Here is a 25,477-nt window from a genome sequence, read left to right on the forward strand (position 1 = left end):
AGCCCTTCAACGACACCAGAGGATGGTGCTTCAATGTCGCAGTTCAGCTCCACGCCCGGCTCGCGATCGGTCATCGGACGCAATTCCCCGGGGTCCCCGACGCTCCTACTCATCGGCACGGGCACGGAGCAGTACCGCCGCTACGCGCTGGAGCAGATCGCCGAGCGCCACCGCGTCGTCCTTCTCACCCCGGCCGCGCCCACCTGGGCACTGCCCTACATCGCCGACCACGAGGTCGCCGACACCCGCGACCCGGACCAGGCCCTGGCCGCCGCCGAACGCCTCGCCGCCCGCCACCGCATCACCGGCGTGCTCACGTGGGACGAGTACGCCCAGCACAGCGCCGCCCGCCTCGCCGCCGCCCTCGGCACCTTCGGCAACTCCGAAGCCACCGCCCGCGCCTGCCGCAACAAGGCCGCCAGCCGTGCGGCCTTCGCCGCCGCGGGAGTCCCCTCCGCCGCCAGCCACCACGCCGACACCCTCGACCAGGCCCTGGCCGCCGCCGAGACCATCGGATACCCCGTCGTCGTGAAGCCGGCCGCGGCGGCCGGCAGCATCGGGGTGCGCCTCGCGGACGTCCCCTCAGACCTCGTCGACGCCTACACCCAGGCCGCAGCCCACGCAGGTCACGACGGTGTCCTCGTCGAGGAGTACCTGGACGGGCCGGAGGTATCGGTCGAGTGCGTCACCGCCCTCGGCATGACCACGCCCGTTGCCGTCACCCGCAAGCATCTGGGGCCCGCGCCGTACTTCGAGGAGACCGGCCACAGCGTCGAAGCGGGCGACCCGCTCCTCGCCCTGGTGGGCCCCGTGGCCGTACAGGCCCTGGACGCCGTCGGCTTCGCCAACGGCGTCTCCCACGTGGAGATGCGGCTGACGGACGGCGGCAGCACACCCCGCCTGATCGAGGTCAACGGACGCCTGGGCGGTGATCTGATCCCGCACTTGGTCCGCGAGGCCACCGGTATCGACCTCCCGCTCGCCGCCGCCGACATCGCCCTCGGCCTGCAGCCCGACCTCACCCCCACCCGGCGCCGGGCCGCCGCCATCCACATGACCTACGCCCCCGCCACCGGCCGCCTCACCTGCGCGACGGCGGACCCCGCACTGCGCGAACAGCCTTGGCTGGAACGCCTGGTCTGGGAGAAGCGGAGCGGCGACCACGTCGCCCTTCCGCCCGCCGGCGACCTCGGCACCGCCCGCGTCGCCCACCTCATCGCCCGAGACACCACCGCCGAGCGCTGCCTCCAGCACCTCGCCGACGCCAACCACCACCTCGACATCACCGTCGAGTAACCCAACGAGAAGGCCGGGTTCGGCGCGCGCACCGCGCGCCGGACCCGGCCTTCGTCGCAGCGGAGGCTCAACTTCGCTGGTACCGGCCAACTCCCAGTCGAACGCCGCCTGGATGTGACCGAGCCGACATTCGTAAATCGGACAAATCGGAACAAGACTCTCAATGTCTTGTGTTCTACCCCATACATCACGAGTAAGGGGGGCTCCTTGAGCCTGTTCGACCGCAGCGACGACCAGCAACCCAACTTCACCAACTTCCGCTACGGCCACGAGCCGCAGCCGGCCGAGCCGGCTCCGAGCACCCTGGCCGTCCCGCACCCGAACCCCCTGAGCCCCCGCGGCATGCTCATCTCCTGCGCCCAGTGCCAGGCGACCCGCGACTGGCTCCTGATCCACGTTCACCCCAACCTGGTGTTCGTGCGCTGCCGGTGCGCCCACGAGTGGCGCGAGACGGACCTGGAGGCGAGCGACGTCGCCGAGGCCCGGGACGACAACTTCGAAGAGCGCGAGTGGGACTCCTTCGAGGAGATGTACCAAGGCCTGGGCTTCGACGGCCTGTTCAGCGGCACGTACCTCTCGTAGCGAGCCGAGTTGCTTCTGATGCAACGTTCACCAGGTGCGGCGAACGGCCTCGACCTGGGACCGCATCAAGGGGGCCGGTCGAAGCCGGTTCCCCTGATGCGTCTCCCCTCGGGCGTTGGCACCCGGGGTCAATCCGCGAGGTCCTCGGGGCCCGGAGAACTCCCGCCGGGGGCGGGGAGGTCGGTCCCGTCCAGAATGTGCTCACCAGGGTGCCTGGTCGGCGCATTGAGGCGCAGCTCGGGCGGGAACGGCGGGAGGCCGGTCAGCGCCGTGGCGAGCCCGGTGTCGTCCAGGCCCGCCAGCGGGTCCAGCTTGATCGCCGTGGCCAGGATCTGCCGCAGCTCTTCCTCGACTGCCCTGAGGTCCAGTTCCCGGTCGGCCACCGTGACCCGCCACGCTGCCGCATCGACGCCTTGTGCCGGCGGTGTTGGGAAGGGGGACGCGATCCCCTGCTCCCACTCGGCTGCCGTCGGCTGCGAGTGGTGGGCGACCCACTCGTCCAGGTGCTCGTCGAAGTGCTCGGCGGCGTCGCGGACCTTGCGGTCAAGCACTGCGGCGCCGTCCGGCACCTGGAGCAGGCCGCACAGGTACGCGCCGCGCACCTTGCGCCAGTCCTGTCCCTCCGGGGTCTGCCAACGCTGCTTGTTGGTGATCGGCTGGAGCATCTTGGAGACCTTCGCGGTGTACATCAGGAAGGCCTCGATCTGCATCCACGCCCGCGGGTCGGGTGGAACCTGACCCGCGAGGTCCGCAGCCTCGCCCGGCGCGGTCAAGGCGTACCGGACGTCCCGGACCAACCAGGTCAGGTAGACCCGGCAGGTCCAATCACTCTTGATTGCATCGGTGTTCACGATCGGCCATCCCCCCTGGGGGAGTCGTCCGGTTCACGCCTTTTCCTGGAGCGAGGTCCGAGATGCCGTCTTACTCCAGGGTGAGCAGGGCGAGGAGGAACGGCGGGGCCAGACTGCGCATCCTCTCGCGGCCGTCGTCGTCGGTGTTCGCGAGCGTGGTGTTGAAGGCATCGGCCATGAAGAGCAGTTGCGCGGCGGTGGCGGTCTGCTCCGCCGGGGTCGGGTCCGGTTCGGACAGCCCGGTCAGCAGGAAGGTCCGGCTGGCCCCGACGAACATGCCCCTCGCCCACCACAGGGTGGCCTCAGCCGGTCGGCGGCCGCGCAGTTGGCCTCCGCCCAGCACGGGACCTCCCCTGCCGCTGTCCAGGCTGCTCGCAGCCGCTCGATCGGGGTTGCCTGGGCCACGGTGTAGAGGTGGTTGGCGACGCTGTCGGCAGGCAGGCCTGGAAGCTGGTGTCGCGGCGGGTCCGCCAGGGCCGCCAGCGGTTCGCGGGGGTCGGTCTCCAGCAGGTGGGCGGCCCACTGCGGGGTGCCGTTCGCGACGAAGTCGCGGGCTGCCCGGGCGAGCGTATCGGGGGCCATCTCGCCGGGGCCGGCCATGGCCGTGATCGCCGAGTGGAACAGGAAGCCGGTCTTGCCCAGGGGCTCGGCCTCGGCTGCCCCCGGATCGAGGTCGGCGGCGAACTGCCACCCCGGGGCGAGGTCCGGCCTAGCCAGGAGCTGCCGATCGATCGCCTGGATGCGGCGCTGCACCGCGGAGAGGCGGCGCTCCTGGGTGCCGACCAGGTCGGCCGCGCCGTCGTACACCCACTCCCGGAGGTCACCGTCCACCGGCATCGGGCCGAAGCCACGCCGTAACTGCCTGGCGAGGTCCTCTGCCGGACGCGCGAAGGCGCGGCGAACGGTCTCCTCGGGCACGGGCAGGCCGGCGCCGAAGGCCCTCAGCGCGAGGTGGCCGCGGTCGGCGCCCTGGCGGCGGTTGCGGGCGAGCCAGACCACCAGCTCCACCAACTGCTCGTCCGCCGTCGAGGAGCTGCCGCCCGAGGGGCGACCGGGGTAGTCCCGGCGGTGGGCCGGGAGCAGCGGGTTCGGACGGCTGCGCCAGCGTTCGAGATGACGTGCCGACACCTCGGCGCCGCGCTTCGCCGCGAGATCGATCAACCAGCGGTCGGCTGGGCTGGGGGAAGTTCTGGCCATGAGTCGAACGTAGTGCGGCCGCGTGTGCTCCGGTCGGTCTGCTGCGAATGACGGGCGGTGAAGCGCGGCTTGGTGTAGCGTCCGCCCGCCGTAGAACCCCCCGATGTTCCCCCGGTTTGGACGGAACACGACTTGCTTCGATTGGAGACGCGAAGCCGGAAGGGCCGGCATGTGGAGCCAACAGGCACAGGAGGGGCGGGAGATGGGAACAGAATCGATCAGCGCGGGACATGTCCGTAGCGGGCGCCGGGCGCGTCGGAGGGCGGCTGGAGTCCGATGGCGGCGGTACCTGCGGATGGCCGGCGTCAGCGCATTGAGAGGTGCGTCGTCGGCGGCGGGTGCGGCGGCCGTCAGCGGCGCGCTGTGGTGGCTGGGGCATCGGTGACGGACCGCGTAGGCCAACAGCACGCTGCCCCCCTTCCCCGGCGCGGGAAGGGGGGCAGCTGCGCTCCGTTCTCTGTCGGGGCAGGCAGGTGCTCAGCGGGCGCGGTAGTGAACCGTTGCGCTGGCAGCGTCGACGGCGACGACCCGGCCTTCCCGCTCCAGCCGGGCCAGGCTGAGCCGCACGGGGCCGGGTCGGCGGCCCAGGTGACGGGCCGCGGACTCGGCGCTGTGCGGCAGCGGGGCGGTGCGCAGCAGCGCGAGGACGTCGGTGTCGGTGAGGTCGTCCCAGGAACGGGCGGCGCCGAGGGTGAAGATGGTGAAGGAACCGCAGACGATGAGGAAACCGCTGTTGACGGCGTGGTGGGCGAGCGCGTTGTAGGCGCTGAGCGCGCCGAACCCGGCGGCGCCGGCGATGCCGGTGGCCAGCAGGCCTCGGACGAACAGCTTGAGGCGGTGGTTGTTCCCGGGGCGGGCGGTTCTCTTCACGGGGGCTGCTTCCTGGGCGAAGGGGGTGAGGGGACCGGTTCCGGGGCGGCGGTCAGTTGGACTTGTCGCGTTGGCGGGGAATGCGGCCGGTGGTGAAGGCGGTGGTCGTGGCGCGCTGGAGGCGTTGGAGCTTCATCTGGAGCGCGATCTGCTGGAAGCAGGTCAGGAGCATTCCGAGGGCGATCAGGCGCTGGTGGAGGCCTGCGCAGATCACGGCGCTGACGGCAGTGGAGACGGTTCCGGCGATGGCGAGGTACTGCGCGGACGTGAGGTCCCGGGTGATGTCGGATTCGTTGGTGTTGGTGCCGGTGGTGATGGCGAAGCCCTTCTGGTTCAGCGGGTGGTGCGGGTGTGCATGGCGGTCAGAAGGTCGAGGACCAGCTCGACCGGCGTGTGGCGGTCGAAGGTGGCCTTCCAGCCGGGATCGTGGGCGGTGCCCGTGATCGCGATCGTCCAGGTGTCCACCGTCGGATCGTCGGGCGCGTAGCCGAGGTAGACGCGTGTGTCGGGCGATGCGGCGTGGATGCTGCCGCGCGGGTCGAGGACCCAACTCCACCGGTGGAGCGCCAGGAAGTCGCTGATCAGGTAGGGACTGCCCGCGCCGATCAGCCACGTCCGGTGATCGACGCGACCGCCCGGAACGAGCCCGGGAACGGTGGGGGCGGTGACGGCGACGGTCATGAGGACCCCTTCCTTGTCGAAGGCGTTCATGGTTCCTTGCCGATGGCCGGTTTGCGTAGTTTGTGACGTCTGCCGGGGGCGAACACGGGGGTGATGCACGACGAGCGCTGTGCCGAAGCGCGTTAGTTGTCACATCGGCACGCAAACTGTCACCAAGATCGCGGAGTGCTGCCGGTCGGCCCCTACGGCCCGTGGATCACCGGCCAGACCACCTCGACCGGGGCCGTCGAGACGGTCACCTACAGCACCGGCGGGAACGGCCCACGCCCCCTCGGCCCTACGTGACCCCCTTCACCGTCAATCCGGGCGACGGCACGCCGGCGACCGAGATCACCTCCGAGTACACCGACCCGCACCGGCCAGGAAGCCGCCACTCGGTAGCTCTGGTGCGTCGGACGCGGCCGGCAGCGTCCGGTAGCAGGCCCGGCACCCCGCACGCACAACCGACGTCGAGCCCCCGCAGCAGCAGACGGGCCATGCCGCGCACACCGTGCAGGGGCTCCAGGGCCTGCGGGGCGATGGGCATCCGGTGCTTGAGAAGAATGTCGGGTTCCGCTGAGGGCGATCAGCCTGCCTGCGGTGGACGCGGGCTGGGAGACTCCCGCAGGGCAGCACCACCTGGGCAACGGCCCCGCCGCTGGGTCGTCAAGAAGGTCTGGACCGCGCCCGCGTCGCACCGGGGAGAGAGCCACCAGGAGGAAGACTTGGCACCGGAACCGCTCACCGACACGGGCCCGCCCGAAGGGTTCGATCCGCGCGGCCGCGACCGGGACGACCTCTACGGGGCGCTCGCACGGCTGCGGGACCTCGGCGAGGTCGTCTACTCCCGGCAGTTGCAGGCGTGGTGCGTGACAGGACATGAGGACATCGCAGCGATCCTGCGCAACGACGCGGACTTCTCCGCCCGCGACCACAAGCCGCGGCCCACACTCGACCTGCCGCCGGACGTCGCGGAGATACTGCGCACCTGGAGCGGCGACTCGGCGTCGCTGGGCGAGATGGACCCGCCCGAACACACCCGCGTCCGGTCCGTGATCAACGCGGGATTCACCCCATGGGCGCTGCAGCCGGCGGAGGCAGACATCCGGGCCACCGCCGTGCAGCTGCTGCAACCCCTCACCGAGGTCGCGGAGTTCGACCTGGTCGCCGACTTCGCGCTGCCCTACGCACTGACGGTGATCCTGCGCTTCCTCGGCATCCCGGAAGAGCACCACCAGGACTGCCTGCGCTGGTCCGACCACAAGGTCCAGCTCATGGTCGGCCGCGACCACACCCCGCAGCAGCTGCGGGAGTGCGCCACCGGTCTGCGCGACTTCGGCGCGTTCGCCCGAGAGCTGACGGCGCGGCGGCTGGCCGAGCCGCGCGAGGACCTGATCAGCACGATGCTGCACGAGTCCCCGCACGGCCACCGGCTCACACCGGAGGAGGTGGCCGCGCTGATCCCGACCCTGATCATCACCGGCCACACCACGTTGGCGCAGGGGCTGGCGATCACCGTCCGACACCAGCTCCGGTCGCCGGGCGGCTGGACCGCGGTGGTGGACGGCAGGGTGTCGATTCCCCACCTGGTGGAGGAGGGCCTGCGGCTGGACTGCCCGGTGGTCGGGATGTACCGGACCACGGTGCGGGAGGTGACGGTGGCCGGGCAGGTGCTGCCCGCCGGGAGCAAGGTGCTGCTGCTGTACGGGGCCGCCAACCACGATCCCGGCCGGTACCCGGAGCCGGACCACTGCCGGCCCGAGCGGTGGCCGACGGCCGCGCATCTCGCATTCGGCCGGGGCACGCACTACTGCGCGGGCGCCGGCCTGGCCCGCGCGGAGTTGCGGATCGCCCTGGAGGAACTGGCCGCCCGCTTCCCCGGCCTGTCGGCGGCCTCTGAGGCCGGCCCGGTCTACCGGCCGACGTTCCCGTTGCGGGCTCTGACCGCTCTTCGGGTGCGGCCGTGAACGAGCTGCTCGACTGCCCTGGCGCCCTGCCCCTCCCGTCGAGCGCCGGTCGTCCGTTCGACGCGGTGATCGCCGACGTCGACGACACCCTGACCCTCGACAACTCGGCGGCCGAACTGCTGACCGCCGCCGGGATCCCGCTGCAGCGGCTCGGCGAGCTGATCCGCGAGTCCGAATCCGGACGGCTCAGCCAGGCCGCCGCCGACCGGCGCCTGCTGGAACTACTGACCTCCAACGGCCCACTGACCCGCACGACAGCCGGGGCGGTGTTCGCCAAGGTCAGGCTCCGGCCGCCGGTGCCCGCGATGATCCGCGGATTCCAGCGGGCCGGGCTGCGGGTGGGCCTGGTCTCCGCCTCCTTCAACACGTACGTGGCGGGGATGGCGGCACGGCTGGGGGTCACCGACTGGTACAGCAACGTCCAGCTCGGCTTCGCCGAGAACGAGTCGCTGAGCACGGTGGAGTTCACCATCGACGCCGCCACGCTCAAGCACCGGCAGCTCCACGACTTCTGCGCCCGGTACGGGCTGCATCCCAGTCGGGTGCTGGTGGCCGGTGACAGCGGCTACGACCTGCAGATGTTCGCCTGCACCGGGCGGGGTGCCCTGCTGGCGTTCCCGCACAACTCCCACCTGCAGCCGCACGCCTGGCAGGTCATCGACCGGATCGACGAGCTGGCCGGCCTGGCGGCGCCCTCCGGCCCCACGCGCCCCCTGACCTGAGACACGAGCGGCATCCCTTCCGAAAGGCGTTCCCATGCGTTTCCGTCCCACCTTGCCCGACGACGTCCGCTGGCCCGAGGACGCCCTCCCGGCCGGGTGGCGCACCGCGATGGACCGGCTCACCACCTACCTGGTCGGCCGGGTCCAGGCGGGCGGCGTCTACGACCCCTGCCACAGCCGGGTACTGGAATCGGCCCTCGCGCTCGCCCTTCTGCGAGGCAGGCCCGAATACGCCGAACAGGCCGAGCGCATCGTCGGATACCTCGAGCGCAACCGCGCCGCCGCCCACCCGCTGGAGCAGGTCGCCGTCGCGGCTGCCTGCGGCGAGTCGGCCGACCGCCTGGCCCTCGACTTCGACGTCTTGATCGCGCAGGCCCCCGAGTTCACCGGCCGCCGCAAGCGCGCCTTCTTCGAGGCGCTGCTCATCGCCTGCGGCCTCCAGCTCGGCGCGGACGGAGAGCCGGACGAGGCGTCCTTCTCCAACGCCGGGCTCCACCCCTGGGCCGAGGTCCAGACCACCGCGGTGAAGCTCATATGGGCCACCGTCCCGGGTGCGAAGTGCCAGGCCGGGCAGCCTGACGTCGAGCTGCTGCTCGCCACCCAGGGCCGGGACGGCCTCTGGGAGGGCAATCTCCTGGTGCACCTGTCGGTGCTACACGCCCTGCACCGCCTCGGCGGACACGAGGACGTGGTGCGGGCCGGGGTCGAGCGGTTCCTCGCCCACCAGCGGCCCGACGGCGGGATCCCGTTCTTCACCGACACCGACACCTGGTGCACCGCGACCGCCGGGGTGGCGCTGCTGGCCGCCGGTGTATCCGAGGACGTGGTCCGGGCTGTCGCCGACAACCTGGTCAAGCGGCAGAAGCCGAACGGCGGCTGGTCGGTCACCGACATCTCCGAGGTCACCGACATCGACGACACCTCGGTCACCCTCGAACTCCTCCAGACCCTGGGCGACCCTGCACACAAGCAGGCGGTCGACAGCGCGCGGCAGACCGTGCTCGCCCTCCGCAGCCCGGACGGCGGCTTCCCCACCTACATCGTCGGCGCGCCGTCCGAGGCCAGCATGACCGCCGCCGCGATCAACGGCCTCACCTGCGCGCCGCCCCAGGACCCGGCCGTCCTCACCGACGCCCTGGCCTACCTCGCCGGCCAGCAGCGCCCGGACGGCACCTTCCCGCCGGACTGGAGCGCCAGCAGGTTCCACACGATCTTCCGCGCCGTCCTGGCCGCCTCGCACTTCGACGTTCCCGCCGCACACGAGCTCCGGGCGAAGGCCCTCGACCACGTCCTGCGCAGCCAGCACACCAACGGCGGCTGGGGCCAGCAACCCGGCTCGCCCAGCGACCCCGTCAGCACCGCCTACGCCCTGATCGCCCTCTGCCACCAGCCGGACCCCCGGCCGGTCGCCGCCGGCATCGCCTACCTGATGGCTCACCAGGACGTCAAGGGGAGCATCGACTCGATCTCCGACTCGATCGGCCCCCGCCCCTTCGTCTTCCGTATCCCCGTCCTGAGCGACATCTTCACCCTCCTGGCTTTCGGCCACGTCTCCCACCGCATGGCGCTCATCCCGGCCCAGGTGACAGAGGAACCAGCCCCGACCAGCGCACGACCGTGACCACCGGGACCGGGCAGGGACACCAGCAGACCAGCTCTTGCCCTAGCCGCTTCGTACGGGCTCCGGCAAGCAGCTGACCCGCGAGCGCCGCCGCCCTGACGGCCACCGGCGCGTTCCCCGCCCAAGCCGGCACCACACGGGCACCCGGAATCGTGGTGACCACCGTCAAGGGCGGCGCGGCCGTCGCCGGCATCGAGGTCCTCCCGGACGGCTCGGCGCTTGTCGTCGCCACCAGCAACGGCAAGATCATCGTGGCGAGGTACACCCCTGGAGCGAACTCGAACCCGGTGAGGATCAAGGCGCTGGCGGCCGTGCGGGTTCCGACAGATTTGTCAAGTACCTGGCGACTCCACTGACTGGGCGCCACCGCCTCGATACGATCTTGCTCGCCGGCGGGACGGTCCTGCGGGCAGGTGGCTGCCGCCACGCACACCGCAGGAGGACGTACCCATGGACAAGCGGCTGATACCGGTCGAGGACTTCACCAACGCGCTGAGCGAGGTGTCCGGTGCCCTGACGACGGCCGAGCTCGGCTGCCAGGTCGTCATCGCCCAGCCCGACATCTACCTGGACGAGGTCCCGGCGTTCATCCCTAGCCAGAAGCTCGCCCGGAAGAACGCCACGCGCTGGACGGAGAACCTCCGGGGCGAGCTGCTGAACACCTTCACCAAGGCGAAGTCGTTCGCCAACCTCTACGGCGCGATGACCGAGACCGACGTCGACAAGCTGGTCAGCCTGCTCGACAGCGAGGCGGGCAAGCAGGAGTTCGCCAAGGCGATCCTGCGCTACAAGGACGAGGCCAACACCGCGCTGGCCGCAGTCCGGGGGACCTCCGGCAACCTGAAGCAGTTCACCAACAGCCTCAACACCGATCTGCGTGACTTCCACCAGATCCACTCGGAGGTCGTGGCGAAGTACTCCAGCCAGGACAGCCGGACCGAACAACTCGTCCAGGAGATGGCGACCTTGGCTGAGGCCAGGTCACAGGAGACGGAGGCCGTGGCCGTGTTGGCGGCCAAGACCGGCGCCGGGGTCACCGCCACTCTCGGCACGGTTGCGGCCGGGGCGACGGTGTCGCTGACCAAGGCCGACCTGGTTGCCGCACCCCCCGGCCCCAACGAGGAGGTGCGCCGGAAGTTCGGGGCCTTGGCCGCCTTGGACGGCCAGTTCTCCGCATTGGCCGGGGAGGCGGTGGCTCACCAGCAGCAGCCGGCCGTACTGCAGTGGCTCTCCGGCAGCTACGCCGATCTTGGGCGCCCTCGCGACACCGCTCTGACCGGCCTGGTCGACGCCTGGACCGCGACGGCCAGCAGCTTCGGCGAAATCGCCGAGTCGGCGCAGGGCACCGTTGACGAGCAGACCCGCACTCGCGTCCGCACGAACCTGATCCAGGCGATCGCGGCCGCCAAGGAGCTCAAGACCCTGGCCGAGAAGCTGGAGGCCAGGGGCGTAGTGGTCGTCAACCCCACGTCGAAGTGATCACCGGTCACCGGCCCGCCAGGCCGGTGACCTTCCCCCGGGTGCTCCCGGAGCTGAGACGGCGGGGCCTGTCCGGGCGGGTCCACGCGCCGGCCGGATCTCAGCGTGGAAAGCGCGAGCGACATGTCGGACGGTGACGCCAAGCGTGAGAATCACGCGCTGGTGACAAGTAGCCCGAGCATCCGGTGACAACTACCATGCCACGGCCACCACTTCCGCCCAGGTCCGCCGCCGATAGCAGTGACAACTAGCGCGGATCGGCACAAGCGCCCCCAGGCCGGGCGAGGCTCGGTCTGGGGGCGCAACGTGAGGTCGTGGATGTGCAGTTGAGGGCTGCGGCAGCTACCGGGAGAATGCGTGCCCGTTCCGTGCGGGGGCGGTCGACGGTGCCGGGACGGCGCTGCCTGCGGGTTGTGCCGAGCGGATGAGGGCGCTGCCGGCGTGCGCGGCCAGGGCGCGGCTGCTTCCGCGGACCGGGGCCACCGGCGTGACGGTGGCCTGTGCGGGGAGGGCGCGGAGGTCGGCGCCGTAGCGGCGGACGGGGGCCGGGTTGAGGACGGCACCGTACAGGGAGGACACGAGACGGGTTGGCGTGCCCGAGGACGCGGTGATCCACCAGCGTTCGTCGTCGGTGCCGCCGGTGATCACCCAGCGGGCCTTGGTGCCGGCGAGTTCGGCCTCCGGGTCCAGGGCGCCGGGGAGGTGGTGGACCTCCGCGTAGCCGTCGGGGGACTGCCACAGGGGGTGGGAGAGCCGCTCGTCCTCGACGGTGTGCCAGCCCGCCGAGGCGAGGGTCTCGTCGAGGGTGGTCGGGTAGGTGTCGGCGAGGTAGTGCTCGGGGCCTTGGGCGTGGGCGGTGACGAGGTCGGTGGCGAAGTCGGCGACGATCTCGGCGGGGACGTGGTCGTCCATGGTGACGATCCATGCCGGAGTGCCGTGGAAGGGGTCGCGGGAGGCCGTGGTCTTCCACAGCGGGCCGGGGGTTTCCGGGAGGAAGCCGAACCGGATCCGGAGGTCCGGCGAGGCCGCGTACACGTTGGCCAGTGGGTCGTCGCCCATGAGCCAGCGGGCGTTGGCGAGTCGGCCGATGGTGGTGTCGGGAAGGCCGGCGCCGGGGGCGAGGTACCGAGGGGAGACGAAGTACTCGCGCCAGGCGTTGCCGGGGGCGCTGGGTGCGTTGGTGTCGGGGACGGACGAGGTCAGGGAGTTCTCCGGGGTGTTCGCGGGGGCTGGGTGACGTCGGTCCGTGCGGCCGGGGCCGGGGCCGGGGGCGGCAGGGCGGAAGCGGTCCGGGCCGTTGCGGCCGAGCGCGGGCCGAGCGCCTGGTCTGGGTCGGGGTGGAGGCGGCGGTAGGCGTCCACCAGGACGGGGGCGTGGTCGGCCCACTCGTTCATCTCGTGCCAGATCTCGGCGGCGATCTCCTCGACCAGCGGGTGGCCGAGTTCGTGGGCCATGGCGATCGTGTCGGTGATCCGCTGCCAGCTGGAGTAGTAGGCGCTGCTGAGCGCCCGCCTGCTGTGGAGGAGCCTCGGGTCGGGAGGGTCGGCCGTGGCCACCGCACCGACCCGTAGCAGGAAGCCGGCCGCGCACGGCAGGAGCGCCATGTAGTGCTGCCAGGCGGCCAGGTCGCGGGCGACGATGCCGGTGTCCCACCCATCGGTGTCCACGATGTTGCCGTCGGCGTCGCAGAAGCCGTCGCTGATGGCGTCCCAGTCGTCGGCGGCCTGCTTGATGCCGCGGGCCGCGGTCTCGACGACGCCGATGTACTCGGAGGCGGTGCGGATGGTCGGGCCTTTCGGGTCATCGGGTCCGGCGGCGCGCGGGGCGCGCGGCGGGTTCCCCTGCCGGATCGACCGCCGGCGGCTGCGGGGGCGCGGAGGTCGTGCGCGTTGCGGCGGCGATCCTGCGGGCGGGCGCGGGGGCGGCGAGCGGGACGATCGTGGCGTGGGGCCAGTGGAACGGCGGGACCTCGACCGGACGGCGCACCACGGGCGCGGGGTCGGCGACGGCGCGGTACATCGCGGCCACGACCGCGGGCGGGGATCCTGGGGAGAACTCGGCGCTCCAGTGGTGCGGGCTGTCCTCGGGGCCGCCGAAGAAGCTGTAGCCGGGCTCCTGCTGGCGCGGGAAGTTGCTCTCGCCCGGGCCGGGCTAGCGCAGTACGAAGCTGGCCAGGCTGTCGGGCGGATCGTGCACCTGGTAGTCCTCGCCGGAGAAGGTGACCGTCCATCCCGGGGCGGGGGGCCAGCGTTCGAAGTCGACTTCGTTGCCGCCGTTCGGCGGGCCGTGGGGCGCCTGGGAGTCCGTGCGAAGCGCGGAGGCAAGGACAGCGACGGCGGGCAGGACGAACTCGACCGGGGTGTGGCGGCTGATGGCCGCGTGCCACAGGAGGCTGCTGTCCGGAGCCTCCTCGCTCAGGATCAGCGCCGGGCCGTCGCTGGACCAGCGGGCCTCGTGGATCTTCACCCGCCCGCACGGGCTGAGGGCCCGAACGCCGTGGCCGTGGGTGGTGATGAACCAGCCGTGGTCGCGGTGCAGGACGTGCAGCACCTCCTGGTAGTCAGCCGGGCCGCCGGCGAGGTAGGGCGGTGCGATGCCGACCAGCCGGGAGCGGGGGTCGGAGGTCACCGCAGGGTCCTCCGGCTTCCCGGGGCGATGCCGGTGCTCGATGCCGCCGGCCGGTCCGGGCCGACCGGGGACGGTGCGGCGGAGCGGACGCGGGCGGCCGACGACCTCGCGGTGGCCGGCGGTTCGGCGACGCGTGCGGCGGTCTGCCGCAGCAGGCGGTGCTGCGCGGCCCGGGGAAGGGTGGACAGGTTCCGAAGGTGCTTCGGGGCGTCGGGGTTGAGGAGGGAGGTACCGCCGAGTCCCGCGGTGGTGAGCAGCGCCTGCACGGTCGCCGCGTGGACCAGCGGTGCCATGGCGTAGCCCGAGACGTACTCGCTGGCTCCGGGGAGGACCTCCGCCAGGCCGGTCGCTTCGTCCGCGCCGAACTCGGTGACGGCGAGCACGTCGAGGACGGCGGCGCGCAGCACGGCCGGATCGCGGTCGGATCGGGACAACGGGCCGCCCCAGGGCAGCAGTTCAGTGGGCGGCGAGAGGTCCGGCAGGGCGCTGCGCAGCGCGCTGTCGTAGCGGGGCAGGAGTCGGGCGGTCACCGCCGCCGCGGCACGGGCCGGATCCGGGGAGACGGCGATGCCGTGCGGAGAGAGGTGCTCGACGTCGTCCGTTGTGCGGCCGAACACCGCAGGCAGGAGCGGGGCGACGATGTACTGCCCGGTGTGGGGGAAGGGGCGGGGCAGCACCAGCAGTTCACGGCCCGCCGGACCGCGCAGGACCCCGGCGCTGGTGTACCTGAACTCTCCCAGCGCCCAGTCGGCGTGGGCGAGGTCCCAGAGCCGGTCGTGGAGTGCGTTGCGGGCGGCAGTGGTCGGCAACTCGACGGTGTCGGAGACCCATTGGTCCGGCAAGCGGGGTGCGAGCGCCTGGGTGAAGCCGGCCAGCGTCATGTCGGGTTCGACCCGGTGTGCTTCGGCCGCAGCGTTGGAAGCGGAGAGGATGTTCACCGGCGGCTCCTGGACGGGCCGGTGGTATCCGGGGCCGGGCCGGTCGTGGTGGCGGCAGCCTGGTTCAGCCGTACGGGGCGGATGTAGCGCAGGCCGGCCGCGGAGCGCCGGTCCTCGGGCTGTCTGGCGGCCGTCGGTGTCGTCAGCTGCAACAGTGTGGCGCGGGGCAGCCCGTCGACATGACGGGTAACCGGCCGGTCTGCGGAGGCCGCCTCCAGGGCGGCGTTGATGACCCACGCGGGTGCGCCGGAGGTGAAGTCTGCCCTCCACCCGGCTTCGCCCTGTTGGCCGGCGTTGACGGATACGGACCACCTGGCCCCCTGAGTGAGGTGCGAGGGGGTGTAGACGAGCCGGGCCGCGCGGTCAGGAGAGCGCCAAGTGGCGGGTCGACCGGACCAGTTGACACTGAGCCACCCTGCCCGGGCCGCGACGGCGTCGGGCGATCCGAGTTCACGCAGGTGCCTGTGGTCCGCGCCCGAGAGGAACTGGGCGGTGGCGACGGCGCTGGCCGCCACCGCCTCGGACGGTGTCTGGGCGGTGAAGCTGACCGACCAGGCGGGTGAACCGTCGACGGGGCTGTGGCAGGCCAGGGACCAGTCGCCCTCCGGGTTCTGCCGCAGGCTGGCTCTGTCGCCGGGGGCGCGGAGGGAGGGGTGGGGCAGGCCGTCTTCCTGTGCCCAGCCGTGGCGGAGCATGGGCGTGGTGATGTCGGCGCGGTCGCCGGGACCGGCCAGGTAGACGGGGCGGACGTGAATGTGCGAGGTCGCAGTCAAGGGAGCCTTGGGGGAGGGACGTTGGGTGCGGGATCAGCGGGAGCGGGGCCTTCCGGTGGACGGCGGCCGGGCCGACGCCGGGGTGAGGGGCGGCGTGTCGCTGGTCGGTATGGTGGTCTGGCGGGCGGCCGTGGCGCGGGCGCTCGGCGAGGTGACGGGCGGCAGCGGCACGCTGGTGTCCCGGGTCCACGCGTACGCGGCGTCGAGATCGGGGAAGCCGCCCTCGCGGACCGTGTACGTGCCGTCGTCGACCTGCCGCTGGTAGTGGAAGACCCGCACCGGGTCGGTGGCGGCTGGCGCGGTGTCCTGCGCGATGACCCAGATGTCGTACGGCTCGCCCTCGTCCGTGTAGCTGTCGCGCACGGTGAATCGGTCGCCGGACGAACGCAGGGACTCCTCGATCCGCCGGGTGAGAGGGTCGGCAGGGCGGATGGGGGTGGCGGCGGATGACGCGAGTTGCTCGGGATCCGCGCCCCGGGCGATGAGCCAGCGTTCGGCGAGCGGTACCAGCGCCTCGGTCTCCATGGCCGCCCGGATGGTGCCGGTGACGTTGTCGCGTTCCAGGTGGACGGCGATGATGTCGGGTTCACCGGGGACACCGTAGATCGCGGACTTGTCGAAGGCGATCACGTAGCTGGTGCGAAGCCGGGCGGCCGGGTCGCCCTGGTGCTGAGCGGCGAGGAACAGGAACGCGCTCTCGCGGACGGCCAGTTGCGAGAGGACCTCTTCGCTCTGGTTGTCGGCGGGCTCCAGGTCGTAGACGTCGAAGCCGAGGGCGGAGTTGGCAGTGAGGGCGGTGGGGGCGATGGTGTCTCCTGGGTCAGCGGTGTCGACCTGCGGATCGGCTGGCGGGCGTGGTGGCGGCGGCGGTCGGGACTGGGCCTGCTGGGCCGGTCCGGGTGCTGCGCGCGGTGGCGGCGGCGCGGCGGGTGGCCGCCGGAGCGGAGGAAGCGGCTGCCCGCGCTGCCTGGGCGGCCAGCCATGTCCGGGCGTCGGCGCCGTCGCCGGTGTGGTGCAGGCGGACGGTGAAGGTGCCGGCGCGCTGGTCGCGCGTGATGACGGCGGCGAGGTGGCGGCTGACGACCGAGCCCAGGACGGTGCTGATGCGCAGACCGGGGGTGTGCTCCACCGCGAAGTCGGCACCGCTGTGGAGCAGGACGCGGGCGCCGACGGCGTCGTCCGCGGTGGCGGGGTCGAGGCCGGCTAGGCCGAAGTCGGCGCCGTCGGTCGCGTTCATCGGCGCGGCGCCCGGCGGGCGGTGGGCTTCCCCGCCGGGGCGGTGAGTTCCGCGCTCGGGTCGGTGGCGGCCGGACGGCGGGTGCGCGCGGTCGACGCTGCTGCCCGTCCCGGCTCACGGTGGTGGTTGTGCCACGCATCGAGGGCGTCGTACATGATCCGCAGCTGGCGCAGCGCGGTGTTCGCCGGGGTGTCGTAGAGCGACTGCCCGGGACGCAGCGGCGTGTCCGCGGGCAGCTGGGCGGCGAGTTCGCCGGCGCCGCGACTGAGTAGGTGGGCGACCAGGTCGCGGTGGGGTGCGGGCAGGTCCGGCAGGGAACGCGTCGCGTCGGGGCTCGCCTCGGCGGCGGCCAGGGACAGGACGTTCTCGATCGCCTCGGCGACGTGCCGGTCGGGTCGGGCCAGGCCGAGCGCCTGGGCGGTGAGGTACGCGGTCGCCCAGACGTGCGACAGCTCGCGGGCGGCCTCCGTCGTGGACTGGCGGGCGATGTCGTAACAGCCGGTGTGGGCGAGCAGGCGGGCGTCCTGCAGGCGCTGGAGGTGGTGTCTGATCTGTGCGGGTTCCATGCCGTGGCTGGCGGGAGGGCCGTGGAGGCGCTCGTCGTGCAGCTCGTAGTGGTTGACCCCGAGCAGGGTTCGGACGGTGCCCGGGGCCGCGAGCATCTGCAGGAATCGGTGGGCGGGTGAGGTGGCGGTCAGCTGGAGTTCTCCATCGAGGTCAGCGCGTGCGGGCGGTGTCGGCCCGGGGCCCGTTGGTCGGCACCGCGGTTGTCTTCCGGCACCCGAGCGGCTCCTGGAGTGTGGTGGTCAGTGGCGGGGAGCGGACGGGTGGGCCTGTTGACCGACGTCGGCGACGGGCGCGGGGGCCTGGCCGACGGGCCGGACCGGGCCGGTGGCGTGCCGCGACGCGGTGGAGGCGGCGCTGGTCCGGGCCCGTGAGGCCAGGCCAGGTTCGGGAGGCGTCGTTCTGGCTGGTGCCGGGCCCGTGGCCGGCCCGGTGGCGGTCATCGTGCCGGCCTTCCGGCGCGGACCGGATCGATCGCCTGCGCCGGGTCCAGGCTTGGCGCCGCGACGGACGGGGACGCCACCTCCGTGCGGGCGTGTCCGGCAAGGGAGGCGTGGACCCGGGAGCCGGCGGGCGTCGGCCGAAGCTTTCGTCCGGCATAGAGGGACCGGCTCATGTCGTGCTCGACCAACTTGCGGTCGATCAGCCAGTTGACGGACACGGTGCTGACGCGCATGCCCGGGCTGATGATCTGCTGGCCGTGCCGGATGCCGCTCTCCCGCACGATGACCTCGCCGCGGGCGACGGCGTCGAGGGCCAGGCGCTGGGGGGCACTCAGCTTCACCGGACGGGACTGTTCGGCCGCGCGCTGTGGTGTCGGCGTCCGCTCCGGCGTGGCGGGCTCGGCCGGTAGTCGGGTGGCCAGCAGCTGGTGCAGCCCGGCGAGGCGCTCCAGGCGCTGGTGGAGCTCGGCGCGGCGTGCGCAGAGGAGGTCGAGCGTGTGGGCGCTGGTGCCGATCACGCCGGTGGTCAGCGGCATGTCGGTGTCGAGGCCGTCGATGACGCGTTGCACGTCGCTGCGGATGCTGCGGGCGCTGGCGACCATGTTCTGCTGGACGTGGTCGAGGCGGCGTGCGACACGGAGGACTTCGGAGGCAGAGCTGCCGAGCAGGCTTCCCTCGTCGTCGCGACCGCCCGGTATGTCCCTGGGGTGGGCGACGTCGAACTCCCTGAGGACCATCGCGGTGCCGATCATCGTCGGATCGGCGGACACGGGTACGGGCGTGCCGGAGGGCTGTTTCACAGCGTGGCCGCCGCGCGGGCGGCGACGGTGGCGAGGCCGACCTCGACGGCTTCGGCCAGAGTGTCCACCAGGGGGGCGCCGTCGGTGGCCAGGCGCTCGGGGCAGTGCAGGCCGCCGGTGTGCAGGACCGGGACGGCGCCGACCGCGCGGGCGGCGACCGCGTCGTCGGCGCTGTCGCCAATCACGATGACGTGGGCCGGGTCGATGCCGGGGCCGAGGGCGGCGAGGTGGGCGGCGAGCGCCGGGGCCTTGGTGGAGACGGAGGGGCCGACGCGGCCGTCGATACGGTCCATCAGCCCGGCGATGCCGACCTGCCGCAGTTCGTGCAGCAGCCGCTCGTGCGGGGCGAGGGAGAGCAGGGACTGGCCGATGCCGCGGGCGCGCAGGCCCAGCATCACCTGCCTTACGCCCGTGCGGAGCTTGACCGGACGCTGGTCGAGTACGGCGAGAAAGGCGGCGTCGTTGCTGGCCCACTCGGCGTCGGAGATCGGCCGGCCGAGGAGGTGGTCGTAGAAGCTGCGGATCGGAACCCGGTGCTGGGAGCGGTAGGTGTCGACGCTGACCGGCTCGCCGCCGAGGGCGGGCAGGGTGGCGTTGAGGGCCGCGACATGGTCGCCGAGGTCGTCGCGGACGGTGCCGTTCCAGTCCCAGACGATGCGGACGCGGGCGGCGGCGGTGGTGCTGGTGGTCAAGCGCTTGTCTCCTGAGAGGTGGTGGGGTGGGGGGTGAGCAGGTCGGTGCGGGGGAGGAGGACGGCCGCGGCCAGGAAGGCGGCGAACACGGCGAGGGCGGCGACGGGGGTGGTGCCGTGGTCGGCGAGGCGGCCGGCGATGGCGGTTCCCACGGCCTGGCCGACGCCGACGACCGCGACCAGCCAGGCCGCGGCCTCGGTGACGGCCCCCTTGGGAGCGAGGCCGTCGCAGAGCGCGAAGGCGCAGGCGAGCAGCGGGGAGAGGTAGAGGCCGGGCACGACACCGAAGGCGAGGGCAGCCAGCGGAAAGGTGGCGAACAGCATCGGGGTGAAGCAGACCGCGTACCCGCCGGCCGCCGCGAGCAGCTGGCGCTGGGGCGAGAACGGCCAGGGGGAGCGGGTGTAGGAGATCCCGCCGAGCAGGCTTCCGACGGACAGCGCGGCGGGCAGCAGCCCGGTCAACCAGCCGGCCCCGGTCCGGTCGGCGAGGCCGATGGCCAGGACGTTGAAGGCGCCGAGGTTGACGCCCAGGCAGAGCATCGCGGCGAGCAGGACCAGCAGGCCGCGCGAACGCAGAGGTCCGCTCCAGTGGACCTCGCGCCGCTCGGCCGGCGGCCAGCCGGCAGGCGGGCGGGTGGCGACGATGGCCGCGCCGATGCCACCGACGATTGCGCACGCCAACAACGCGGCTGTGGGGGAGAGGAGTTCGCACAGGACGGTGGCGCCCAGCGGCCCGGCGACGAAGACGATCTCCTGGCTGACGCTGTCCAGGGTGAAGGCCACCCGCTGCTCGGCCGGATCGGGTACGAGCCGCGGCCACAGTGCACGAAGTCCGGCCTCCAGCGGTGGTGTTGCAGCGCCGGCGAGCACGGCGAGCGCTCCGGCGATGAGCGGCCGGGTTGCCAGGTCGGTCGCGGCGAGCAGGGCGAACGCCGTGAACGCCACACTCGCCGCGAGGGCCGAGACGATCCCCAGCCGTGTGCGGTCGACGAGCCGTCCGAGCAGGGGCTGGCCGACGGCGCCGGCCAGCCCGTAGAGGGCGGCGAGGACGGCCCCGAGTACCACCGGTCCGCCCTCGGCGCGGACGGCGAGCAGCAGAGCGAGGGGCGCCATCGCGGTGGGCAGCCGGCCGACGAGGGTGCCGGCGAGCAGCGCGCGCACGTGCGGGCGGGCGAGGACCTCGCGGGAGGTGGGGCGGGGCCGGTCGGTGGAAGCGGGGTGCATGCGGGCGGCGGGGTCTCCTGGTGGTGCGGGTGGCGGGATCAGCCGGGCGGGGCGGTGCGCAGTGTGGCGGCGGCGGCCCCGAGGTGGGCGCTGGCGCTGGTGAGCAGCGCGGCGGCGCGCAGGCGCCCGGCCTGGGCGAGCCCGGCGGTGTCGGTGATGGTGCTGTCGGGGGCGGACAGCTGGTCGAGGACGGTGGCCATCGAGCCGCCGGCGGACAGCAGAGCCTGCTGGGCCTGCTCGATCCTCGCGAGCGCGCGAAGGTAGGCGCGGGTGGGCGGGTCGGCGGCGTCCACGACGGCGGCGGCCGAGGCGCTGACGGTGGCGAGGTGGACCAGGGTGGTCAGTAGGTTGCGGCTGAGCAGCCGGACCGGGTCCGGTGCGCGGTGGGGGATGCCGAGTGCGCGGGCGAGGGCCTGGACCTGCTCCGACTCCTCCTGGAGGTCGGCGGTCAGCAGTACGGCCGCCTCATGGCGGGCGGTGGTCAACGGCTCCTCCGGGGGGCTGCGGTGCTGCTTTGGGCGGGGGTGACGACGGAGGAGGCGGGACCTGCGGCCCGGGCGGCCGGCGAGGTCTGGCGGGCCGCGTCGGAGCGGTACGGGTCCGGTCCGATCTCCAGGTAGCGGTGCAGCGCGTTCGGCAGATCGGCACTGCGTCGGCGGGCCGGGGACTCTGCGGCGAGGCAGCCGACGACGCTCTCGGCGAGCGCCTCCGGGCAGTCGCCCACCAGTTCGGCCTCCCAGCCCTCGCCGTCCACGCCGACCGTGACCAGCCACGCCTGCTGGTCGGGAGGGCACAGGATCTCCGCGAGGTTGTCGGGCGAGGTGATCCGCGTGGTCCCGCGCCCGAGGGTGTCCGCGTCGTCCCATCCGGCTTCCGACAGGCAGCGCAGTGCCTCGCCGAGATCGGAGCGGTCGGGTGCCCTGTCCTCGCCGACCATGGCGGCCTCGACCAGCGCTTCGGCGGCGCAGGCCAGGACTTCGTCGGGGGTCTGGGCGCTGAACGTGGCGTGCCAGCCGGGACCTTGAACGGTGAGCGCCTCCCGCTGGTACCGCTTGTCGGCGGGGTCGTGCAGCAGCACCTCGACGCCCCCGCGGGAGAACGCCTGGCCCTGGTCCCGCGCGGCGGGGGTCCAGGACGCCTCCTGGAGGACCCTGCGGGCGCGGACGACGGAGGTGTACGAGCCCAGAGCGAGGTAGGCGGGCCGGACGCCGACGGTCCGGCTGCTCCGGGAGGGGTCGGGAAGGACGGGCCTGACCCGCGGCTTCGGCTTCGGGTCGGAGGCGGCTGTGCGGCGCGCCCGGGGAGCGCGCGGGGAAGGGGCGGTGGTGGAATCCATGGCAGTCCTCAACGCCGCTTGGCGGCAGTAGAGTTGGAGACGAGAGGGGCAGGCTGCGGCGGGACCTCGTGGCTGAAGGTCAGCGCGGCGGTCGCCGAGCGGACCGAGGCGGCCCTGGCGCGCGCGGTCGCCAGTTGCGACGGCGACGGCGCCTGCGCCACGGCCGGGGCTGCGGTCCCGGCGGGGGCCGCGGGCGAGGGCTTCGCGGTGGCCGGGGCGGGAGCGGTGTTGCGGGCGGTGGCGCGGCGGACGGTCGTCTCGGAGCGCGGCGGCGCCGGAAGATGGCGCTGGGCCCATCGGCCGATGGCCTCCAGCGGGGCGGCGAGGGCCTTGCCGGCCGTGGTCAGTCCGTACATGTAGGTGCGGCGCTCGCCGGTGCGCTCGACGATCCCGTCCGCCTCCAGCTGCTGGAGCCGCTGGTAGAGGCTGCTGGGGTCGATGCCGGCCGGCAGGGCGTCGTCGAGGATCTCGCTCGGGTAGGCGGGTTCTCCGTAGGCGGCCAGGGCCATCACGGTGGAGACGGTGTGTGCCCGGTTGAGCGTGGCCAGGGCCTGCTCGGTGTAGGCGCCCGGACCGGTCCCGTACTCGGGGACGCCCTGGTGGGCGGAGGCCCAGCGGGTGACGGGGATCTGGAGGTAGGCGACGGCCTCGCGCCCCGCCCGGGTGGAGGAGACGAGGGTCGTGCCGGCCTCTTGCCGTCGGGTGATCAGCCCGTTCTCCTCCATCGCGTCCAGGCGCCGCTCCAGCTGGGCCTCGGTCATCCCGTGCGACCTCTCCGCCAGTTCGGACATCGGTCGGGTGCCGTCGGCGAGCTTGAGCAGGCGCAGAAGCGAGATGGTGTCCTGCGGGCCGAGGACGGACACGGCGGCCTGGATGCGCTGGGCCTGGGCAAGGGGGGAGGAGGGCATGGTGGTGGTCCTTCGCGTGGAGGAAGACGGGCGGCGGCGGGGCGGGTCAGGCCGCGGGCAGGGAGGTGAGCAGCTGCAGCCGGCGGGCGGCCGTGTTGTAGACCTGGTGTCCGCTGCGGCGTCCGACGGCGAGCAGGTAGATCCCGCCGCGGTCGGAGGCGGCCTGGGGCGGGTGCTCCTGGTAGACCAGGCGCCAGCAGCGGTCGTGGTCGAGGTAGATCCGGCGGCAGCCGGTCAGGTCCCACAGCCCGCGCCGGCCGAGGACGGGGCCGCGCTGCTGGCAGCGGACCAGGCGGCGCAGGTGGTCGACGGCGGCGTCCTGCAGGTCCTGCGGGAGTCGGCCGAGGTCGATGAGTGCCGCCGGGTGGGCATCGAAGTCGAGCAGGGCGGCGGCGGTCACGGGCGGTCCTCGGTTAGACGGAGATGCGGGGCACCCCGGGCTGGGGCAGGGAGTCCGGGTCGGTGAAGGGCGGGTGCGGCAGCAGGCGGTGGTGCGGGTGGTCCGGATTGGTGGTGCACGCGCCGAACGGCCCGTCCGGGGCGCGGAGTTTGAGCAGCAGCGGCTCCAGGTGATCCCTTTGCCACACGCTCGGTCCGGTGGCGCCGGAGCGGGAGTCGGTCAGCTCCTGCCAGGCCAGCCAGCAGTGGTGGATCCGGGCCAGCGCCTCGTCGTGCTCGGGCCACCGGGCGCACCAGGGCCTGCCGCTGGTGATCTCCTGTCCGTAGACGCCGAGCAGGATGTGGTCGACCCACGGGACCATCGTGGCCACCTCGGCGGCCAGGGCGTCGTCGTCGAAGGCCAGGAGGGTCAGTGACACCGCGTCGGCCTCGTCCGGCCCGCCGTCCGCCTCCGCGGCCGGGCCGCCTTCGGCCAGTGGCCCGACTGCGGGATCGGCGTCGTCCTGCTCGTCGGCCAGACGCTCGGCCACGATGGCCAGCGAGTCACGCTCCGCCTGGAGGCGGGCCAGGGTGGCACGCCACTCCGCCACGGTCTCCGGTGAGACCACCGGACGGCCTGGCGGATCGGCGGGCATAGGGGTGGACAAGGGCGGCTCCTGGGGGAATCGGTCGTGCGTCGGTGAACACGACTCTGCCCGCCAGGCGATCCCTTGCTCGGGAGCTATGCCATGGGGTATGGCCCCCAGGAATTCACCGGGCAGGCGCCGGATGATTTCCGCAGAGAGGAATGCCTGTGGTCAGCAACTTGGTTGCCAGTGCCGCCTGTTGGGGGACGACCCCATTTCCCAGTGCGGTCAGCTGAGCGGATCGGGAAATTGACGTGACCTGCGTCACGTGGCCTTTTTCGAGGCCCATTGTCCATTCGACGAATTCCGGGGAGAGGCGGCCGCGGGAATCCACGGGATCGGGTGCCGGGCGGGTTATCCGTTCCCAGCGAGTGATGGCGGCGGCGTACTCGCCCCAGCGCACCGCGGCTGCGGCCACATCGGCAGCTCCGGCTGCGGCACGGGCGGGCTGAAGCCCTTGCGTCCGGGCCGGGGAGGGCCCCCGGCGGCGCCCGCCTTCGAGGTCCGGTGCAGCTTCGCCGCCGCGCTCGGCAAGGTCAGATCGCCCTTCGAGCCGCGCTGGTTGGGGCCGCCCTTGGTGCCGTCGCTCGCCCGCGGCGTCGGCAGCAGATGCTCCACCAGATCGGACAGGTTGGGGCCGTGGCCGCCGGCCTTCCTGCGGTCCGGGTGCTGGGAGCCGCCGATCGAGCCGAGGTTCGAGGTCGGGGTGAGCAGCAGCGTGACCACGTGGCCGAGGTCCTCCCGCCCGGTGTCCGGCCCCTTGGAGTCCCGTGCCCGCGGGGTCGGCAGGTTCGGCGGGCCAGGCGGCGATGAAGACCCGCTCGCGCCGGTGGGGTGCTCCGACGTCGGAGGCGCGTAGCACCTGCCAGCGCGCGTCGTACCCTGCGTCGGCCAGGTCCCCGAGTATGGCACCGAGTGCCCGCAGATGATGCTCATCTCCGGTGTCTCCCAGACACCACGGGCACCGTTCCATGTCGCCATCGGGATTCGAGCGAGCGGGGGTGGAGAGCAGGCCTCGGACGTTTTCAAGGATCACCAAGCAGGGTCGGAGAGTTCGGATGGAGCGGGCGATGGTGTGCCACAGCCCGGAGCGGGTGCCCTCGGCGAGGCCGGCCCTGGTTCCGGCGACGGAGACGTCGGTGCACGGGAAACCAGCGACGAGGACGCACACGGGCTCGACCTCGGTGAAGTCGACCTCGGTGATGTCGCCCAGGTTCGGGACGGCGGGCCAGTGGCGCTGAAGGATGTCGGCGGCGCCGGGTGCGGGGTCTGCGTGCCAGGCGACGGTGCCGCCGAGCACCGACTGGACGCCGAGGTCGAGCCCTCCGTAGCCGGAGCAGAGCGAGCCGATGCGAAGACCGTTCATCGCGACGTCCTGCCTCGGGCGTCCGTCGGCAGAGACCAGGTGCGAGGTGCGTCGGCGGGAGCGAAGACGGCGGCTGCTCGGCGTGCCACGGCGGAGCGGACCCGGGCGGCGCTGGCCCGCAGGCTGTTTCGGGTGGGCTCGGCGGTACGTTCGGCTGCGATCTGCAGGCTGGTGGCGGCGCGGTCCAGGAGCAGCTCGGAGCGCCGCAGCGACAGGTGGTGTCCGCTCGGATCGGCGGTGTAGGGGCGGCCGGTGGCAGGGTCGTGCCGGATGGCCCGGTCGAGGGAGACGAGGTGCCG

30 protein-coding genes and 2 pseudogenes are annotated in these 25,477 nt (G+C 72.8%); 7 read left to right on the plus strand and 25 right to left on the minus strand.

Annotation, left to right across the window (positions count from 1 at the left end; all coding sequences use genetic code 11):
• Positions 1–33 precede the first annotated feature (33 nt).
• On the plus strand, positions 34–1,296 hold the full coding sequence (locus ACIRRH_RS33350; RefSeq protein ID WP_403074833.1) for an ATP-grasp domain-containing protein: 1,263 nt from the start codon (positions 34–36) through the stop codon (positions 1,294–1,296).
• 207 nt (positions 1,297–1,503) lie between these two features.
• Positions 1,504–1,878 (plus strand): hypothetical protein, encoded by a 375-nt coding sequence (locus ACIRRH_RS33355; protein ID WP_403074836.1) that lies wholly within the window; start codon positions 1,504–1,506, stop codon positions 1,876–1,878.
• 128 nt (positions 1,879–2,006) lie between these two features.
• Here ACIRRH_RS33355 and ACIRRH_RS33360 read toward each other — a convergent pair whose 3' ends face one another.
• From ACIRRH_RS33360 to ACIRRH_RS33385, 6 genes are all read right to left on the minus strand, one after another.
• Positions 2,007–2,729 carry a hypothetical protein gene (locus tag ACIRRH_RS33360; RefSeq protein ID WP_403074838.1) on the minus strand — a complete coding sequence of 241 codons (723 nt, stop codon included), beginning with the start codon at positions 2,727–2,729 and terminating at the stop codon, positions 2,007–2,009.
• Between the two features lie 70 nt (positions 2,730–2,799).
• On the minus strand, positions 2,800–3,006 hold the full coding sequence (locus ACIRRH_RS33365; protein ID WP_403074840.1) for a hypothetical protein: 207 nt from the start codon (positions 3,004–3,006) through the stop codon (positions 2,800–2,802).
• Complete coding sequence (locus ACIRRH_RS33370) at positions 2,973–3,926, minus strand: hypothetical protein (protein ID WP_403074843.1); 954 nt, start codon at positions 3,924–3,926, stop codon at positions 2,973–2,975. Before ACIRRH_RS33370 ends, ACIRRH_RS33365 begins: the two co-directional genes overlap by 34 nt.
• A gap of 477 nt (positions 3,927–4,403) precedes the next feature.
• Positions 4,404–4,796 carry a hypothetical protein gene (locus ACIRRH_RS33375; protein WP_403074845.1) on the minus strand — a complete coding sequence of 131 codons (393 nt, stop codon included), beginning with the start codon at positions 4,794–4,796 and terminating at the stop codon, positions 4,404–4,406.
• Positions 4,797–4,848: 52 nt separating this feature from the next.
• On the minus strand, positions 4,849–5,010 hold the full coding sequence (locus ACIRRH_RS33380) for a hypothetical protein (RefSeq protein WP_403074847.1): 162 nt from the start codon (positions 5,008–5,010) through the stop codon (positions 4,849–4,851).
• A 119-nt stretch (positions 5,011–5,129) separates the two neighbouring features.
• Complete coding sequence (locus ACIRRH_RS33385; protein WP_403074849.1) at positions 5,130–5,507, minus strand: DUF317 domain-containing protein; 378 nt, start codon at positions 5,505–5,507, stop codon at positions 5,130–5,132.
• Between the two features lie 674 nt (positions 5,508–6,181).
• On the opposite strand from ACIRRH_RS33385, the gene ACIRRH_RS33390 reads away from it, so the two are divergent.
• From ACIRRH_RS33390 to ACIRRH_RS33410, 5 genes are all read left to right on the plus strand, one after another.
• Positions 6,182–7,423, plus strand: a complete 1,242-nt coding sequence (locus tag ACIRRH_RS33390) for a cytochrome P450 (RefSeq protein WP_403074851.1) — start codon at positions 6,182–6,184, stop codon at positions 7,421–7,423.
• Complete coding sequence (locus ACIRRH_RS33395; protein ID WP_403074853.1) at positions 7,420–8,145, plus strand: HAD family hydrolase; 726 nt, start codon at positions 7,420–7,422, stop codon at positions 8,143–8,145. The genes ACIRRH_RS33390 and ACIRRH_RS33395 overlap by 4 nt, the downstream gene beginning before the upstream one ends.
• A 34-nt stretch (positions 8,146–8,179) precedes the next feature.
• Positions 8,180–9,766: a prenyltransferase/squalene oxidase repeat-containing protein gene (locus ACIRRH_RS33400; protein ID WP_403074855.1), complete on the plus strand. Its 1,587-nt coding sequence runs from the start codon at positions 8,180–8,182 to the stop codon at positions 9,764–9,766.
• Positions 9,767–9,921: 155 nt separating this feature from the next.
• On the plus strand, positions 9,922–10,122 hold the full coding sequence (locus ACIRRH_RS33405; protein WP_403074858.1) for a hypothetical protein: 201 nt from the start codon (positions 9,922–9,924) through the stop codon (positions 10,120–10,122).
• A gap of 94 nt (positions 10,123–10,216) precedes the next feature.
• Positions 10,217–11,245 (plus strand): HBL/NHE enterotoxin family protein, encoded by a 1,029-nt coding sequence (locus tag ACIRRH_RS33410; protein ID WP_403074860.1) that lies wholly within the window; start codon positions 10,217–10,219, stop codon positions 11,243–11,245.
• Positions 11,246–11,587: 342 nt separating this feature from the next.
• On the opposite strand, the gene ACIRRH_RS33415 is transcribed toward ACIRRH_RS33410, so the two are convergent.
• The 19 genes and pseudogenes from ACIRRH_RS33415 to ACIRRH_RS33505 form a co-directional block, all read right to left on the minus strand.
• A complete protein-coding gene (locus ACIRRH_RS33415) occupies positions 11,588–12,304 on the minus strand; it encodes a DUF317 domain-containing protein (RefSeq protein ID WP_403074862.1) in 717 nt (238 codons plus the stop codon).
• Positions 12,305–12,444: 140 nt separating this feature from the next.
• Entirely contained in the window at positions 12,445–12,912 is a 468-nt protein-coding gene (locus tag ACIRRH_RS33420) for a hypothetical protein (protein ID WP_403074865.1), read from the minus strand.
• Positions 12,913–13,045: 133 nt separating this feature from the next.
• Positions 13,046–13,321 (minus strand): annotated as a pseudogene (locus ACIRRH_RS33425) (hypothetical protein); the annotation flags it as partial.
• A 75-nt stretch (positions 13,322–13,396) separates the two neighbouring features.
• Positions 13,397–13,873 (minus strand): hypothetical protein, encoded by a 477-nt coding sequence (locus ACIRRH_RS33430; RefSeq protein WP_403074868.1) that lies wholly within the window; start codon positions 13,871–13,873, stop codon positions 13,397–13,399.
• Entirely contained in the window at positions 13,870–14,811 is a 942-nt protein-coding gene (locus tag ACIRRH_RS33435) for a hypothetical protein (protein WP_403074871.1), read from the minus strand. Before ACIRRH_RS33435 ends, ACIRRH_RS33430 begins: the two co-directional genes overlap by 4 nt.
• Complete coding sequence (locus ACIRRH_RS33440; protein ID WP_403074874.1) at positions 14,808–15,584, minus strand: DUF317 domain-containing protein; 777 nt, start codon at positions 15,582–15,584, stop codon at positions 14,808–14,810. Before ACIRRH_RS33440 ends, ACIRRH_RS33435 begins: the two co-directional genes overlap by 4 nt.
• 33 nt (positions 15,585–15,617) lie before the next feature.
• The gene (locus ACIRRH_RS33445) at positions 15,618–16,214 is read right to left on the minus strand and encodes a hypothetical protein (RefSeq protein WP_403074877.1); all 597 of its coding nucleotides are present in this window, start codon (positions 16,212–16,214) and stop codon (positions 15,618–15,620) included.
• A 190-nt stretch (positions 16,215–16,404) separates the two neighbouring features.
• Positions 16,405–16,821, minus strand: coding sequence for a hypothetical protein (locus tag ACIRRH_RS33450; protein ID WP_403074880.1), 417 nt, complete (start codon positions 16,819–16,821; stop codon positions 16,405–16,407).
• Positions 16,818–17,483: a hypothetical protein gene (locus tag ACIRRH_RS33455; RefSeq protein WP_403074881.1), complete on the minus strand. Its 666-nt coding sequence runs from the start codon at positions 17,481–17,483 to the stop codon at positions 16,818–16,820. The genes ACIRRH_RS33450 and ACIRRH_RS33455 overlap by 4 nt, the downstream gene beginning before the upstream one ends.
• 341 nt (positions 17,484–17,824) lie before the next feature.
• On the minus strand, positions 17,825–18,598 hold the full coding sequence (locus ACIRRH_RS33460) for a hypothetical protein (RefSeq protein WP_403074884.1): 774 nt from the start codon (positions 18,596–18,598) through the stop codon (positions 17,825–17,827).
• 26 nt (positions 18,599–18,624) lie between these two features.
• Positions 18,625–19,320, minus strand: coding sequence for an HAD family hydrolase (locus tag ACIRRH_RS33465; RefSeq protein WP_403074886.1), 696 nt, complete (start codon positions 19,318–19,320; stop codon positions 18,625–18,627).
• Positions 19,317–20,543, minus strand: coding sequence for an MFS transporter (locus tag ACIRRH_RS33470; protein WP_403074888.1), 1,227 nt, complete (start codon positions 20,541–20,543; stop codon positions 19,317–19,319). Before ACIRRH_RS33470 ends, ACIRRH_RS33465 begins: the two co-directional genes overlap by 4 nt.
• A gap of 38 nt (positions 20,544–20,581) precedes the next feature.
• Positions 20,582–21,028, minus strand: coding sequence for a hypothetical protein (locus ACIRRH_RS33475; protein ID WP_403074891.1), 447 nt, complete (start codon positions 21,026–21,028; stop codon positions 20,582–20,584).
• Positions 21,025–21,879: a DUF317 domain-containing protein gene (locus ACIRRH_RS33480; protein ID WP_403074893.1), complete on the minus strand. Its 855-nt coding sequence runs from the start codon at positions 21,877–21,879 to the stop codon at positions 21,025–21,027. The genes ACIRRH_RS33475 and ACIRRH_RS33480 overlap by 4 nt, the downstream gene beginning before the upstream one ends.
• An 8-nt stretch (positions 21,880–21,887) precedes the next feature.
• Positions 21,888–22,787 carry a winged helix-turn-helix transcriptional regulator gene (locus ACIRRH_RS33485; protein ID WP_403074896.1) on the minus strand — a complete coding sequence of 300 codons (900 nt, stop codon included), beginning with the start codon at positions 22,785–22,787 and terminating at the stop codon, positions 21,888–21,890.
• Between the two features lie 46 nt (positions 22,788–22,833).
• Positions 22,834–23,187: a hypothetical protein gene (locus tag ACIRRH_RS33490; RefSeq protein ID WP_403074898.1), complete on the minus strand. Its 354-nt coding sequence runs from the start codon at positions 23,185–23,187 to the stop codon at positions 22,834–22,836.
• Between the two features lie 13 nt (positions 23,188–23,200).
• Complete coding sequence (locus ACIRRH_RS33495) at positions 23,201–23,833, minus strand: DUF4913 domain-containing protein (RefSeq protein ID WP_403074901.1); 633 nt, start codon at positions 23,831–23,833, stop codon at positions 23,201–23,203.
• Positions 23,834–24,166: 333 nt separating this feature from the next.
• Positions 24,167–24,538, minus strand: a complete 372-nt coding sequence (locus ACIRRH_RS33500) for a hypothetical protein (RefSeq protein WP_403075119.1) — start codon at positions 24,536–24,538, stop codon at positions 24,167–24,169.
• A 136-nt stretch (positions 24,539–24,674) separates the two neighbouring features.
• Positions 24,675–25,178 (minus strand): annotated as a pseudogene (locus ACIRRH_RS33505) (DNA cytosine methyltransferase); the annotation flags it as partial.
• Between the last annotated feature and the right edge of the window lie 299 nt (positions 25,179–25,477).

The organism is Kitasatospora sp. NPDC101235 (assembly GCF_044767505.1).
Taxonomy (GTDB): domain Bacteria; phylum Actinomycetota; class Actinomycetes; order Streptomycetales; family Streptomycetaceae; genus Kitasatospora.